Raw genomic sequence first — 14,349 nt, 5'->3', positions numbered from 1 at the left:
GCAGCCACCTCTGGATCGTGAAAACGATCTCAGGACGAGGACAGCGCGAGGTCGCCCGTGTTGCGCCGCAGGCAGAACTTGCCGCCCTGTTTGCCGCTGTACATGGCGGCATCGGCCAGCTTGAGCAGGCCAATGGCGTCGGTGCTGTCGTGCGGCGCGATGGCATACCCAATGGTCAGACCGATCTCCACCTGCACGTTGTTCAGTGAAAACGGTGAGCGGAATGCATCCAGCAGTTTGTGGCCCAGCTCTTGCGCCTGCTGCAGGCTGTGCAGCTGTCCAGCCATCACCACGAACTCGTCGCCACCCAGGCGAGCCACCAGGTCACTTTGGCGCACATGGCCTTGCAGGCGCCGGGTCACGGCCACGAGCAGCTCGTCGCCCACGTCGTGGCCATGCTGATCGTTGACGGGCTTGAATCCGTCGAGGTCCATCACGTACACAGCCAGCATTTTTTCTGCGCTACAGCGCGACAGGGCCGATGCGAGTGAGATATTGAGCCCGCGCCGGTTGGGCAGGCCGGTGAGCGGATCGGTGTGGGCGAGTGAGCGCATCACGTCGCGCTCGCGGTTGGCGTCCAGCGCCTCCAACCGCAGCGCCTTGGTGCGCAAGCCCAGCACACGCATGAAAAGCAGCATGTCCAGCGTGGCGCCAAACTGGAACGAGTGCAAGGTCCAGAAGTTCACCGGCACCCAACCCTGGATCACGCCAATGACCGTGGCGGTGGCCAAAAAATACAACAGCCAGGCGAGCAGCAGGGTGGAGCCCACCGGGTCGCCCAGCCTTGCGCGGCGCACCGCCCCCGGAATGCCCATGAGCGCTGGCACCAGCCCCAGGATGCTGACGATGCCTGTCACTGCGCGGGTGCTGAGCAGGTCAAGTGCATACAGAGCAGCCAGCACCACGCACAGCACTGCGCCGCCACGCATGCTGCGCAGCAGCCAGCTGCGGGGCCTGTCACCCGCCAAGGCCTGGCTGATGAAGAGAAAGGAGCCGCAGGTGGCCGTGAGCGCAGCCAGACTGGCTGCATGCAACTCCACCCATGGCATATCGCGCCACAGGTACTGCGTGCCCAGGCCGAACAGGTGCAGCGAAAACAGCAGGCTCCCCGCAATGAGCAGTGCGTACTGTATGAACAGCACGTCGCGCAGATTGAGCCACTGCGCCAGGCTGTAGATCAGCAGGCACAGCGCCAGCCCAGTAAGGATGCCTTGCAGCATCTGCTCGTTCAGAGCCTTGCTGTGCCAGGTGGTGGGCTTGTTCAGTGTGATGGGCAGCACCATTGCACCCCGGGTCTCCACGCGCAGCAGCAGGTCGTAGGTGTGTCCGGGCAACATGGCCAGGGGCAGTGCATGGGTGCGGCTGCGCAGCGGGCGCTGGGTGTAAGGCTGCATGCTGCCCAGCGTGGCCTGCTGGGTCACATGGCCGTCTGCAGCCAGGTACACCTCGATGCGTTGCAGCACGGGGTAGTCGATGTCCAGCACCCACAGGCCGCTGGATGAAACGGGCACGGTGACCGGGATGCGCACCCACACCGGCTCGGCCCGCACGCCCAGGGTACCGCTGGTGCCGGGTGGGGCCTGAAAGCGTGACAACTCCGCAAGGACATCATTCACGAGCAGGGTGCCGGAGGGGTCTGGCAGCACAGTGACGGCGGGCCAGGCCTCGATGGAAAGCAGGTCATCCCGCAGTTCGAGAGGGGCTGCCCGCGCACTGGTCGGTAGGGCTGCCAGCAGAAGACACAGTGCCGACAGCAGGCAGGCCACTCGCCACCAGCTGGCAAGAACCGGGCGATGCACAAACCCACTCAAGCGCGTGTACGTCATGAGGCCAGCGCCAGTTCGCCCGGGTTGCGGCGGATGCAGTGTTTGCCACTCTCCTTGCCTGCATACATGGCTGCATCCGCGAGCCGGACCAGGTGCTGTGCATCGTCACTGTCCAGCGGTGCCAGCGCGTAGCCGATGGTCAGGCCCACCTGGATGGAGAGGTGGCTCAGCCGGAATGGCTTTTCAAATGCATGCAGCAAGGCCCGCCCCAGTTCCTGGGCTTGTTCGGGGGTGGCCAGTTCGCGCGCCATGACAATGAATTCGTCCCCGCCCAGCCTTGCCACCAGGTCGGTGTGCTGTCGCACATTGGCCTCCAGCCGGTGGCCCACCGCCACCAGCAGGTCGTCGCCCACATCGTGGCCGTAGGTGTCGTTGACCGGTTTGAAACCGTCCAGGTCCATCAGGTAGAGCGCTACCAGCCGTTGGGGGCTGGCCTGCGCCAGCGCCGATTGCAGCGCCATTTGCATGCCGCGGCGGTTGCACAGCCCGGTCAGTGAGTCGGTGTAGGCCAGCGAGCGCATGGTGTCGCGCTCGCGCAGCGCTTCAGAGGCCGCGTGGCGCAAGGCGGCAGAGCGTTGACCCAGCACCCGCAGGAACAGCAGCATGTCAGCCGCTGCGCCGAGCTGGAAGGAGTGCAGCGTCCAGAAATTGACCGGCAGCAGGCCTTGCACCAGGCACACCATGGTCACGGCCGCCGTGAAGTACGCAACCCAGGCCGCGAGCAACGTGGTGCTGACGGAGTCCCCCCGGCGTGCCCGCGCTACGGCGATGGGCAGGCTGATGAGAGAGGGTAGGGGGCCCAGGACGCTGATGATGGCGGTGGTGGTCCGGGTGTTGATCAGATCGACCAGGAAGGCCACGAGCAGCACCAGGCTCAGCGCTGCCCCCGCCTGCATCACCCTCAGGAACCGGCTGTGTGGCATGTGGCCCATCAGCGCATGGCCCATGAACAGGAACGAGCCCGCAATGGCCAGCAGCCCCGCCGCCCCAGCTGCGTGGACTTCGATCCAGAGCCGGTCGCTCCAGAGGAATTGGGTGCCAACGCCGAAGAACTGCAGCGAGAACCCGGCACTGCCCACCACCAGCATGCAGTAGTAGAGAAACAGCTTTTCGCGCTGGCTGACCCACTGGGTGAAGCTGTAGACCACCAGGCACAGGGCCAGCCCGGCCAGCACGCCCTGGAACATCTGCTCCCGCAGCGACCGGTGCACCAGGTAGGGCGCCTTGCTCAGGGTGATGGGCACGATCATCGCGCCCGAGGTCTGCACGCGGATCAGCAGTTCATAGGGAGTGTCGGCTGCCAGGTCCAGCGTCATCGCTGGGGTGCGGCCCCGCAGCGGGCGCTCGGAATAGGGGCGCAGGTTGCCCAGCGCGGCGTGTTGAGTCAGACGGCCTTGCTGGGTCAGGTAGATGTCGACTTCGTTGAGCACCGCAAAATCGATGTTCACGATCCATTCATTGCCCGACGCCACGCGCGACATCAGCGGCACGCGCAGCCAGATGGCCTCCTTGCGCACACCCAGGCTGCCGCCACGGCTGGGGGGCTCTGCAAAGTCAGGCAAGCGTTCCAGTGCGTCTTGCACGCCCCATTGCAAAGATGGGTCGGCCAGCAACGTGGCCACCGACCACACGTTCACCGGGCGGGCATCGGCTGGCAGCACGAGCGGGCCGGGTTCAGCGGCCCGCGCAGTGGGCAGGGCCAGTACCTGCCACATTGCCAGCACCAGCAGCCACAGCAGGGGGTGCCAGGGTGTCGGCCGACTGGGGAGCAGTGCGTTGCGATGCATCGTCGTCATGCCAGTGCTGCCGTGGCGGGGATGCGCCGCACCGAGTGCTTGCCGCCTTGTTTGCCCGCGTACATCGCGGCGTCTGCATGCCGCAGCAAGCCCTGCGGGTCGTCACTGTCGAGGGGGGCCAGCGCGTACCCGATGGTCAGGCCCACCTGGATGCGCAGATGGCTCAGCGTAAAAGGGTGCTCAAAGGCCCGCAGGAGCGAGCGGCCCAGGTCCTCCGCCTGCTCGGGCGTGGCCAGGTCGCGGGCCATGATGATGAATTCGTCACCGCCGAGCCGGGCGACCAGGTCGGTCTGGTGCCGCACATTGGCCAGGAGGCGGTGGCCCACGGCCACCAGCAGGTCGTCGCCCACATCGTGGCCGTGCGCGTCGTTGACGGGCTTGAATCCATCCAGGTCCATCAAGTAGACCGCGACCAGCCGCTGCGGGGAACAATGGGCCAGCGCAGCGTGCAAAGCATGCTGCAGGCCGCGCCGGTTGCTCAGGCCGGTGAGTGGATCGGTGTTGGCCAGTGACTGCATCAGATCCCGCTCGCGCATGGCCTCCTGGGCCTGTGCCTGGGCCGCGCGGGCGCGCAAGCCCATCACGCGGAAGAACAGCAGCATGTCCAGCGTGGCGCCAATCTGGAACGAGTGGAGTGTCCAGAAATTGGCAGGAATCCAGCCTTGCACCAGGCACACCATCGTTCCGGCGGCCACGCCAAAGGCGATCCACGCCACCAGCAGGGTGGCGCCAATGGGGTGCTTGTCCCGCACTCGCGCCATGGCGGCAGGCAGGCTGATGAGCGAGGGGAGGGCCCCCGCCAGACTCATGAAGGCAATGGCAAGGGGCACGGTCAACCAGCCCACCACCAACGCGATACAGACCGCTGCGGTGACTGCCGCGCCCACCCGCATGGTGCGCGCATACCGGCTGCCAGGGGTGTCGCCGGCCAGCGTGTGGCCCAGGAACAGAAACGATCCCGCCAGCGCCATCAGCCCTGCAGCCGGACCCGAATACCGGTCCATCCACGGGTTGTCGGGCCAAAGATACTGCGGGCCGACGCCAAAGAACTGCAGCGAAAAGCCCGCACTGCCCAGCACCACCAACGCATAAAAGCCGAACATGCGATCACGCTGCGTGACCCACTGGATCAGGCTGTACGCGAAGAGGCAGAAGGCCAGCCCGTTGAGCAGGCCCTGCAGCATCTGCTCGCGCAGGGCCTGGCGCAGGTGAATGGGCATCTCGCTGACTGTGATGGGCAGAATCAGCGGGCCGGTGGCCTGGACCCGTATCAGCAGGTCGTAACGTTGCCCCGGCTGCAGATCGAAGGCCATCGCAGGCGTGCGGCCAGCCAGCTGCGCTGGATCGGACTGGCGTGCTCGGGCCTGCTGAAGCAGCTTGCCACCCCGGGCCAGGTACAAATCGGCCCTGAGCGAGCTGTAGCCAATGCTGACCACCCACGGGGTGCGCAGCGCCTCGGGCGCAACCAGGGGGATATGCAGCCACATGGCCGCCTTGTGTACGCCCAGCGAGTTGTTGCTCCGTGCTGGAGCCTTGAACTCGTCCAGGCGGTCCAGCATGTCCTGTACCGAGAGCTCGTAGGTGGGGTCGGCCTTGAGGGTGATGTCCTCCCAGGCATCCACCTGCGGTCTGTCCTGTGTGAGCACCAGGGGTTCGCCCGCCTGTGCGCCCCGGGGCAAGACTGCAGTTACTAGTACCAGCAGACACAGCACCCACGTTGCCACGCCGCAACGCGCGCGCCAAAAGCGGGCCAGCATCGGGAGGTTGCGCGGCAGCGGTTGCATTGGCGTGGCGGCTACGGCGATGTGGCTTGCTGTGCCTGGCCTGTCTGGCCCGCCTGCGCGGGCTTTGCCTTGCCAGCCAGGCCCCTGCTCCAGCTGCCAGAGGTGGTCAGCCGATCCTCGATGCGGTTGAGCCAGCCGGGGGCATGGGGGTCGTCGCTCCAGCTGTGCACCACGGTGTCCACCTGGTTGAGCAGTTCGGTGGGCAGTTGCAGCGGGCGCGTCTGGCTCATCAACACCCGGCTCATGAAGTGGTAGCCCAGCGCCCGCGTGAGCATGCGCACGATCGAAAAACGCGGCAGCAGCAAACCCACCACCGCATCGATGGCGCGGGCCAGCAGCAGAACGCACCAGAACAGCAAGGCCGACAGCCACGGCACGGGCTGATTCAACCCCAGGTCCTCGGCGGTTTCTCGCCCGCACAGGTAGCGGGTCATGAGCTGCGGGAAGGGCTTGACGATGCGCCAGGGCAGCGCGTTGGCCATGGTCTGCATCAGGGCCTGCCCCAGGGCTGGGCGCGGGTCGGGCGTGACCGGCTCTGCGCGGCCACGGGCCTGCATCAGTGCCATCAGTGCATCGCCCTGCGCCATCGTTTCCACCATCAGGGAGCGGTCGATGCCAAGCACGTGACCCACCACGTTCCAGGCGTGCAGGTAGGCTTCTTCGTCCCCGGGCGGCAGACCGAGACCCAGCCGACGCATGCTGCGCAGGAACACGTAGCCGAAGGTCAGCAGCGTATAGGCCAGCTCCTCCTGGTTGCAGGGCAGACCTTTGGCGGCCAGATTCCAGCCACGTGCATACAGGGTCTGGTACATCACGGACCGGCCACCACCAGCGGGGGCTGCACGCGGCACCACCAGGCCGTCTCCGCCAGCCTTCCATTGCGCGATGGCATGTTCGGGGCTGCCGTGCAGGATGAGATTGCGCACCGTGGCGTGGATCAACCGCACCTTGAGTACCTGCGCCACACCGGCACCCCGTGGGCTGAGGCCTCCGTGCAGCATCACCGGGAAGATCATGGCCGCCGTGGAACGGATGCGGTATTCGGTGTTCTGTTCCAGCTGGCCGGTCGTGTGCAACACGCTCGACAGGTCCGGGACCACGTAACACTCGGGCAGGCTGGCACAGAACAGCAGGATGCAAGACAGCGCACCGTGGTCCATGAAGAGTTTTTCGGCGCGCTCGATCTTGCGGGCATCGGCCCAGGGCGGCAGCACCTGCGCCGCCTGCACATAGTCGTTGAGCGCCTTGGCCATCTCGGCGGTCACATAGCCTTTGGCGGCCTTGTCACCATCCCCCACCTGCACCGGGCCTTCGGTTGCCTGCCAGGTGGCCAGCGTGGCGTTGTCGGTCCACTGGCTGAACAGCAGGTTCACCGTGTTGATGTGCGCCCATTGCGGAGCGTCGGCGGCGACGTCGCCGGGGGGCCAGTGCCCAAGGATCCTGGCAATCGTAGCGTCTGCCAGAGGGTCGGCGTGGTGCTGCATGGGTGCCAGATCGGCAGCTGGTAGCAGAGGGTTGTGGAGCTTGCTGGTCATGCCGCGACCTTACCCGGTGCGCGCCAGCGTTGGAAGCCCGCCAGCGCGCAGAGCAGCGGAATCCCCATGGCAAAGGCTGCAATGGTCCGGATTTCCACCGGGCTGCCCAGAATCATCTGGAACACCATGCCAGCTGCGTAGATGGTCAGCGGCACCATGGCGTGGCGCCGCAGGAAGGGGCTGGCGGGTTGCAAGGGGAGCTGGCGCGCCGACATGCGAAAGCCGAAGATGATCACAAAGGCCACGAACACCCAGCCGAAGAAGCCCTGCACGGTTTCGCCAAACCAGGCCCCATCGGTCTTGGCCATGATCCACGCCTTGAGGGTGTAAACAAAGTAGGGGTCTGCGCCCAGGTCGAACGCGGTCACGATCATGGCAGCCAGAAATGACAGCATGGCGGCGTTGCCCAGGCCGGGAGCACCGTCCACCGCCGATTGCCAGACGATGAGGTTGCTGATCACATAGCCCGCATACGTCAGTGCAAACCACATCATCGGAATGACCAGTGGCACGTCCAGCAGACGGGGGCCCAGCACATCGGTGTAGGTGTAGTGCCCGAAGAACCAGCCCCGGCTGGAGCCCATCTGTTCGGCAAACCAGCCCAGGCTGACCGCGATCAACACAAACTGCAGGGCAGCGCGGGTGCCCAGCAGATGCGCTGCACTGGTCCAGCAGCAGGCAAACATCAGCACCGAGGCGATGACGATGGCGATGGTGGTGTCATTGTGGGTGCGCACCGCTGTTGCGATGACAAAGGCGGCCAGCAAGGCAAAGCTGAGCGCGGGTAGGCGCCCGGCCGTCGGGGGCTGTGCAGACATGTTGGGTGTATCACGCTGTAACAATTTCGCCAGTGTAGGGGATTGGCGCGGCGTGTGTGTCCCCTGTTTGCCCTGATCGGGGGGCGGTGTGGGGCGTTTTTTCGCGCCTTGCGGTCCGAATTCGGTGGTAAGGCGGAACGCAGGAGACCCTGCGCGGGGATCTGCCAGTACGACTTAAGTCTGGCGGGGCGTGAGCATGGCCAGGTTGAGCAGCGCTGCTTCAATGGCTGCTGCAGTGGCCACGGGCTGCTCCATGGGAAACAGGTGGCTGCCGTCCAGCATCATGGTGCGGCCCTCGGTGACACGCAGCGTCATGGCCATGCCGACCTGCTTCATCTCTTCGGAATCGCGCCCGCCGATGAAGGCGGCCGGGCACTGCAGCGGGTGCTTGCTGAGCAGGCGGCCCAGGTTGTGCGGCAGGGTGTTGTAGATGGCGGTTTCCACCGCGCGGTCAAAGCCCAGCACCCGCTTGCCGTCCTGGTCTTGCAGGCCGTGGGTGATGTAATCGTGCAACACCTCGGGGTGCCAGCGTGCAAAAGCCTTCTTCTTGCGAAAGTGCTCCAGCGCCTCTTCGTTGCTGGCCCAGCTGAACCGCCGTTGGCGGCTCACCCGGCCCGGCGATATCGAACCCACCACCTGGGTGCGCTTGGCCACGCTGACCACGTTGGCCTTCCAGCCGCCAATAAGGGGCGAGTCGATCAGCAGTACGCCGCGCACCAGTTCGGGGTGGCGGGCGGCGGCCATCACGCTCAGAAAGCCGCCCAGCGAATGTCCCACCAGAAACACCGGCTGGCCCAGGCGCTGCACCTGCACCGTTGCAAAGTCGGCCAGCTGCTGCACCAGGTGTGGCCAGTTGCTGGTCACCGGGTACTGCGGGTCGTGGCCATAGCGTTCGACCGCGCTGACTTCAAAACCCCGGGTCTTGAGGTGCTTGAACAGCACGCGGTAGGTGCTGGCCGGAAAGCTGTTGGCGTGCGAGAAAACGATGGGGAGCATGGAGGGCATGGCGGGGTGGCAGGGCCGGGCTGCAGGCGCGCACGCGGCCGGGTGCCGTGGGGTGCGCTGGCCTGCAGGGCGTCAGATCAGCCGGTCGGTATGGTTGGTGATCTTCTTTAGTGGCTTGCTGCGCGCCGGGCTGACCATGATCGGCACCTCGGTAGCGCCGCCGGTCCAGGCGGGGTCTTCGATGCTGTCGAACACCTGGCGCAGCTTTTGTCCCCAGCTGTCGTGCAGCATCCGAAAGTACGGGTTGTTCTCGTCGATGCAGATGACCTTGTCGGTGGCAAAGCGGTCCACCTCGTACACCACCAGGTCCAGCGGCAGGCCGACCGACAGGTTGGACTTGAGCGTGCTGTCCATCGACACCAGCGCGCACTTGGCAGCCTCGTCCAGTGGGGTCTCGGGCGTGAGCACGCGGTCGAGCACGGGTTTGCCGTATTTGGATTCGCCAACCTGGAAGTATGGTGTTTCGGATGTGGCCTCGATGAAGTTGCCTGCCGAGTACACCTGGAACAGGCGCATGCCCTCGCCCTTGATCTGGCCGCCAAACACCATGGACACATTGAAGTCCACGCCCGAGCGCTTGAGCGCCGCGCCGTCGCGCTCGTGCACGTGGCGCACGGCGGCGCCCAGCACGCGGGCGGCGTCGAACATGCTTTTGGCATTCCAGATGGTGATGGCTTCGCCCGACTCGCCGTCCTTGATCTGTTCGGTCTGCAAGATCTCTCGCACCGATTGCGAGATGGACAGGTTGCCCGCCGACAGCAGCACCATGAAACGGTCACCCGCCTTCTCGTAGACCATCATCTTGCGAAATGAGCTGATCTGGTCCAGGCCGGCATTGGTGCGGGAATCGGACAGGAAAACCAGCCCGGCGTTGAGTTTGATGGCGACGCAGTACGTCATGGAGCAATGGGGGTTGTTGTTTGGGGGTAACCCGCGAGTTTAGTCGCCTGTGGCATGGGCGGCCTGTGTGCCCTGCAGGCGGCCCCCAGTTGTTGCGGGGTGTGGATACTCAAAAATGATAGCGGCCAGGGCATATGGCAGTAGCGCCTGATGCCCCTGGGACTCAAAAATGCGCTGGCGGTGTGCCCAGAGCCCGGTCAGCAGCCTGCAGCGCAGCCGGGGTGGGCGTCGCTTCAGCCTGCCATCTTCTTGAGCTGGTACAGCGCATCCAGCGCTTCGCGCGGGCTCAGGGCGTCGGGGTTGATGCCGGCCAGCGCGGCCTCGAGCGGGCTGGCGCCCGCGCTTTCGGGCACCTCGGGGGCGGCGAACAGGTCCACTTGCAACTCATCCTCGCCCGCGCGCTCTTCGAGCGCTGCCAGCGCATGGCGGGCGTGGTGCAGCACGGGCGAGGGCATGCCCGCCAGCTTGGCCACCTGAATCCCGTAGCTGCGACTGGCCGGGCCGGGCTGGATCTCGTGCAGGAACACGATGTCGGTGCCGGACTCGGTGGCGCTCACATGCATGTTGATCGCGTGGCGCGCTTTGGCGGGAAGCTCAGTCAGCTCAAAGTAGTGCGTGGCAAACAGCGTGAAGGCGCGGGTCTTGTCGTGCAGGTGGGTGGCAATGCCGCTGTCCAGTGCCAGGCCGTCGAACGTGCTGGTGCCCCGGCCGATCTCGTCCATCAGCACCAGGCTGTGGGGCGTGGCGGCGTGCAATATCTGCGCAGCCTCGGTCATCTCCAGCATGAAGGTGGACTGCGCATTGGCCAGATCGTCGGCCGCGCCGATGCGGGTGTGGATGGCGTCGATGGGCCCCAGGCGGCAACTGGCGGCTGGCACATGGCTGCCCATGCTGGCGAGCAGCACGACGAGCGCGACCTGGCGCATGTAGGTCGATTTACCGCCCATGTTGGGGCCGGTGATGATCTGCATGCGCGTGTTGGCGTTCAGCCGCGTGTGGTTGGCGATGAAGCTGCCGCTGGATGTCTCGGCCAGGCGCGCCTCCACCACCGGGTGGCGGCCGCCCTCGATCTCGATGCAGGGCTCGGGCACGAACTGCGGCGCGCACCAGTGGAGGGTGAGCGAGCGTTCGGCCAGCGTGCACAGCACATCCAGCGTGGCCAGGGCCTGGGCCAGGCGGGTCAGCTGCGGGATGTGGGGCTGCAGCTGGTCCAGGATCTGCTCGTACAGCCATTTCTCGCGGGCCAGGGCGCGCTCGTTGGCAGACAAGGCCTTGTCTTCAAACGTCTTGAGTTCGGGTGTGATGAAGCGCTCGGCGTTCTTCAGCGTCTGGCGGCGGCGGTAGTCATCAGGCACCTTCTCGACATGGCTGCTGGTGACCTCGATGTAGAAGCCGTGCACCTTGTTGAACTGCACGCGCAGGTTGGGGATGCCGGTGCGCGCCTTTTCGCGCGTTTCCAGGTCCAGCAGGAAGGCGTCGCAGTTGGTCTGGATGGCGCGCAGCTCGTCCAGCTCGGTGTCGAAGCCGTTGGCGATCACGCCGCCGTCGCGCACCAGCGCGGCGGGCTCTTCGGCAATCGCGGTCTGCAGCAGTGCCATGCAACCCTCGGGTGGTTGCAGGTGGCTGAAAATCTGCATCAAAAATGGCTCTGGTGCCCTTCCGTTCAGCGCAAGCAGCTCTGATTTTTGTAGCGTTTTGCCCAGCGCGACCAGCTCGCGCGGGCGCACCTGACGCAGCGCAATGCGGGCGGTGATGCGTTCCACATCACTCACGCCCTTGAGTTCGCCGCGCAGCGTGGACCAGGGGCCCGCGCCGCCGCCTGCGCCGCCCGCGCCCCGCAAGGCCGTGGTGGCCGAGAGGCGCTGGCGTGCCTCGGCGCGGTCGCGGCGCGGCTCCAGCAGCCAAGTCTTGAGCAGGCGGCTGCCCATGCCGGTCATGCAGGTGTCGAGCAGCGAGAACAGCGTGGGCGCGTCGTCACCACGCAGGGTCTTCACCAGCTCCAGGTTGCGGCGCGTGGTGGTGGGCAGGTCGATGAGGTCGTCGTTGCGCTGCACCTGCACGCTGTGCACGTGGGTGAGTGTGCGGCCCTGCGTGTGTTCGGCGTAGGTCAGCAGCCCGGCGGCGGCGGCGTGGGCCTCGCCCAGGTCTTGCGCACCCCAGGCCTGCAGGCTGGCGGCACCCAGGTTTTCGAGCAGCTTGCGCTCGCCCAGGGCACTGTCGAACTGCCAGTCGGGCCGCAGACTCATGGGGCAGGTGAAGGCGCCGCCCTGGCGCAGCACCTGCAGTTGTTGTTCAAAGCGCTCGGTCACGCCCGCGCTGTAGATCAGTTCGCTGGGCGCCACGCGCGCCAGCCAGGCGCCGAGTTCGTCGTGCGCGCACTCGGCCAGGAACACGCGGCCCTGGGTCACGCTCAGCCACGCCAGGCCGCAGCGCGCGCGGGGCGCCTGGTGCACGGCCAGCAGCAGCGATTCGGATTTGTCGGACAGCAGTTCGGTGTCGGTCAGCGTGCCGGGTGTGACCACGCGCACCACCTTGCGCTCCACCGGGCCCTTGTTGGCGCCCACTTCGCCCACCTGCTCGGCAATCGCCACCGACTCGCCCATCTTGATCAGGCGCGCCAGATAGTTCTCCAGAGCGTGGAAGGGCACACCGGCCATCACCACCGGCTGGCCGCCCGACTGGCCGCGCTGTGTGAGCGTGATGTCGAGCAGGCGCGCGGCCTTCTCGGCGTCCTGCCAGAAGACCTCGTAGAAGTCGCCCATGCGGTAGAACAGAAGCGTCTCGGGGTACCCGGCCTTGAGGGCCAGGTACTGCTGCATCATGGGTGTGTGGTGTTCGAGCGTGTCGGACATGCAGGGGGTGGCAGGAATGAGGCGTGGACTGTAGCAGTTCGATCATCGGGTTTCCCCCTGGGCAATTCCACTGCGTTCTGCCAAGATGTTACGTTTTGACATACTCTTGGCTGTATGCTGGCAGCTTGACCCTGAACGGAGCCACCCTCCGTCGAGAGTTGGTGTTTCAACCCCAGGATTCAGAGGCTTCAGAGCGACCGTGATTTCGTCCGAACTGTTGACCGACCTCCTCGCCCCTACCGGGGAAGGCCTCATCGAGCCCATGGCGCAGGCGCGCCTTCAAGCGCTGGTGGACGCGGTGCCGGTGGCGCTCATGGAGTTTCGTCTGCAAGACGGCCGCCTGCTGCTGCTGGCCGCCAACGCTGCGGCACGGCGCATGCCAGGGCTGGGAGCGGTACGGCATCCGGGCGTGGATGCGTCCGAGGTGTTTGACCTGCTGGCCAACACGCCGCTGCTGGACCAGTTGCTCGGCGTGGTGCGCGTGGGGGCTCCGCTGGAGTGCCGCCAGGTGGTGCGCGAGCCCGGTCGTCTGTTGCTGGCCTGGGACTTGTCGGCCCGCCGCGTGACCAATGACTGCATCGTTGTCACGGTGCGCGATGCCTCTGAAGCCGAGAATCTGCGGGTATCACTGGCCGCGTCCGAGCGTGCGCTGGAAGAAGTGCGGCGCGAGTTGCGCGAGCAGACCGACGTGTTCAACACCATGGAGAGCCTGGCGCGCACCGGCCACTGGCGGCGCATTGAAGACCCGGGCGAAACGGTGCTGCTCTGGTCGCCAGGGCTGTGCAACATCGCCGGGTTTGAGCAGCAGGAATGGGTGGACCCCGAGCGCGCGGTGAGTGGCATCCTGCCGGAAGACCGGCACGTGTTCGACAAGATCCGAGAACGGGGATCTGGCCTGGATGTGGAGTACCGCTGGCGACGACCAGATGGCGAAGTGCGCTGGATGCGCTCGCGGGTTCAACGCACGCTGCCGCGCGACGGTGTGCAGGTCGTCATGGGGGTGGTGCAGGATGTGACGGACGAGCACCGCGCTGCGGAGCAATTGCGCGAACAACTCTTGTTCATTCAGCGCATTGCCAGCCGCATCCCCGGCTTCATCTACGAATACCGGCTGCATACCGATGGTGGCACCAGCGTGCAGTACATCAGCGATGCCGTGCGCGAATTCATGGGCGTGGAACCGCACGAGGTCACGGCCGACCATGGCGTGCTCATGCACCGCGTGGTGCCCGAAGACCTGCCGCTGGTGCAGCGCTCGGCCATGATGTCGGTGCGCAAGCTGGTGCCCTGGCAGTGCGAATACCGTGTGCGGATGAATGACGGGAGCGTGCGCTGGCACATGACCAACGCCATTCCACACCGCGAGGCCGATGGCTCGGTGGTGTCCCATGGCTTCACCATGGACATCACCGATCGCAAGCTGGCAGAACAAGAGATCGAACGCCTGGCGTTCTACGACGCGCTCACGGGCCTGCCCAACCGCCGCCTGCTGCTGGACCGCCTGCAACGCTCCATCGCCGCCTGCCAACGCACCAGGAACCTCGGGGCCCTGCTGTTCATCGACCTCGATAACTTCAAAGACCTCAACGACACCCTGGGCCACGACATGGGCGACCAGCTCCTGGCCCAGGTCGCCGCCCGCCTGGTGGGCAGCGTGCGCGAAGCCGACACCGTGGCCCGCTTCGGCGGCGACGAATTCGTCGTCATGCTCGAAGCCCTGGCCCCCGACCTGCAAAACGCCGCCACCCAGGCAGAAACCGTCGCCGAAAAACTCCTGGCCAGCCTGAACCAGCCCTTTGACCTGGACGGCGCCCAGCACTACAGCACCCCCAG

9 protein-coding genes are annotated in these 14,349 nt (G+C 65.9%); 1 reads left to right on the top strand and 8 read right to left on the bottom strand.

Annotation, left to right across the window (positions count from 1 at the left end):
- Positions 1-29 precede the first annotated feature (29 nt).
- The 8 genes from ATF69_RS00045 to mutS all read right to left on the bottom strand — a co-directional run bounded on the left by ATF69_RS00045 (position 30) and on the right by mutS (position 12,516).
- Positions 30-1,826, bottom strand: coding sequence for a diguanylate cyclase (locus tag ATF69_RS00045; RefSeq protein WP_146869501.1), 1,797 nt, complete (start codon positions 1,824-1,826; stop codon positions 30-32).
- Positions 1,823-3,613: a diguanylate cyclase gene (locus ATF69_RS00040; RefSeq protein ID WP_056748118.1), complete on the bottom strand. Its 1,791-nt coding sequence runs from the start codon at positions 3,611-3,613 to the stop codon at positions 1,823-1,825. Before ATF69_RS00040 ends, ATF69_RS00045 begins: the two co-directional genes overlap by 4 nt.
- Positions 3,614-3,618: 5 nt before the next feature.
- Entirely contained in the window at positions 3,619-5,379 is a 1,761-nt protein-coding gene (locus tag ATF69_RS00035) for a diguanylate cyclase (RefSeq protein ID WP_146869500.1), read from the bottom strand.
- Between the two features lie 38 nt (positions 5,380-5,417).
- Positions 5,418-6,941: an oxygenase MpaB family protein gene (locus ATF69_RS00030; RefSeq protein WP_146869499.1), complete on the bottom strand. Its 1,524-nt coding sequence runs from the start codon at positions 6,939-6,941 to the stop codon at positions 5,418-5,420.
- Complete coding sequence (locus ATF69_RS00025; RefSeq protein ID WP_146869498.1) at positions 6,938-7,759, bottom strand: carotenoid biosynthesis protein; 822 nt, start codon at positions 7,757-7,759, stop codon at positions 6,938-6,940. The genes ATF69_RS00030 and ATF69_RS00025 overlap by 4 nt, the downstream gene beginning before the upstream one ends.
- 174 nt (positions 7,760-7,933) lie before the next feature.
- Positions 7,934-8,755, bottom strand: coding sequence for an alpha/beta fold hydrolase (locus tag ATF69_RS00020; RefSeq protein ID WP_146869497.1), 822 nt, complete (start codon positions 8,753-8,755; stop codon positions 7,934-7,936).
- Positions 8,756-8,836: 81 nt separating this feature from the next.
- Positions 8,837-9,664: a proteasome-type protease gene (locus ATF69_RS00015; RefSeq protein WP_056067065.1), complete on the bottom strand. Its 828-nt coding sequence runs from the start codon at positions 9,662-9,664 to the stop codon at positions 8,837-8,839.
- 233 nt (positions 9,665-9,897) lie between these two features.
- Complete coding sequence (mutS, locus tag ATF69_RS00010) at positions 9,898-12,516, bottom strand: DNA mismatch repair protein MutS (protein WP_146869496.1); 2,619 nt, start codon at positions 12,514-12,516, stop codon at positions 9,898-9,900.
- A gap of 199 nt (positions 12,517-12,715) precedes the next feature.
- On the opposite strand from mutS, the gene ATF69_RS00005 reads away from it, so the two are divergent.
- On the top strand, positions 12,716-14,349 hold a 1,634-nt coding region (locus ATF69_RS00005), incomplete at its 3' end, for a diguanylate cyclase domain-containing protein (RefSeq protein ID WP_244303607.1).

This window comes from Acidovorax delafieldii (assembly GCF_007993815.1).
GTDB classification, from domain to species: domain Bacteria; phylum Pseudomonadota; class Gammaproteobacteria; order Burkholderiales; family Burkholderiaceae_C; genus Acidovorax; species Acidovorax delafieldii.
Note: the sequence above shows the minus strand (reverse complement) of the source record. Positions and strands in the feature narration are given on the sequence as shown.

What these genes read in the sequence shown, in the direction of transcription:
- ATF69_RS00045 (WP_146869501.1), bottom strand. Translation starts at nt 1,826, where the DNA reads ATGACGTACACGCGCTTGAGTGGGTTTGTGCATCGCCCGGTTCTTGCC.
- ATF69_RS00040 (WP_056748118.1), bottom strand. Translation starts at nt 3,613, where the DNA reads ATGCATCGCAACGCACTGCTCCCCAGTCGGCCGACACCCTGGCACCCC.
- ATF69_RS00035 (WP_146869500.1), bottom strand. Translation starts at nt 5,379, where the DNA reads ATGCTGGCCCGCTTTTGGCGCGCGCGTTGCGGCGTGGCAACGTGGGTG.
- ATF69_RS00030 (WP_146869499.1), bottom strand. Translation starts at nt 6,941, where the DNA reads ATGACCAGCAAGCTCCACAACCCTCTGCTACCAGCTGCCGATCTGGCA.
- ATF69_RS00025 (WP_146869498.1), bottom strand. Translation starts at nt 7,759, where the DNA reads ATGTCTGCACAGCCCCCGACGGCCGGGCGCCTACCCGCGCTCAGCTTT.
- ATF69_RS00020 (WP_146869497.1), bottom strand. Translation starts at nt 8,755, where the DNA reads ATGCTCCCCATCGTTTTCTCGCACGCCAACAGCTTTCCGGCCAGCACC.
- ATF69_RS00015 (WP_056067065.1), bottom strand. Translation starts at nt 9,664, where the DNA reads ATGACGTACTGCGTCGCCATCAAACTCAACGCCGGGCTGGTTTTCCTG.
- mutS (WP_146869496.1), bottom strand. Translation starts at nt 12,516, where the DNA reads ATGTCCGACACGCTCGAACACCACACACCCATGATGCAGCAGTACCTG.